Origin of the sequence: Corynebacterium sp. HMSC30G07, assembly GCF_001806945.1 — a bacterium.
In the GTDB taxonomy this organism is placed as follows: Bacteria; Actinomycetota; Actinomycetes; order Mycobacteriales; family Mycobacteriaceae; genus Corynebacterium; species Corynebacterium riegelii.
This window is the reverse complement of record NZ_KV786462.1, coordinates 1193-1399: the sequence shown is the minus strand read 5'-3', so window position 1 is coordinate 1399 and position 207 is coordinate 1193. Positions and strand designations below refer to the sequence as shown.

The 207-nt window shown below is 56.5% G+C and carries 1 pseudogene; it reads right to left on the bottom strand.

What is annotated here, in order from left to right:
• Positions 1 to 207: pseudogene (locus HMPREF3104_RS12595) on the bottom strand (hypothetical protein); the annotation flags it as partial.

The following is a 207-nucleotide window of genomic DNA, read 5'->3' as shown; positions in this document are numbered from 1 at the left end:
TCGGCTCGTTCGCTCAGTTTGAGTGATCGATTATTCGGGAGCGGCAGGCTGAGTTCAGCCTGGGTGACTTCGGCCAGGCTCGCATCGGGGTATCGGAATTTTGCCTGGGCGATGGCTTTGGCAATGTTGCAGTTGCCGTTGTGTATAGGCTTCTTCGACTGCGGTGTCGATTTGGGGTAGTTGGTACCGCGAGTCCGCGTAGTTGGT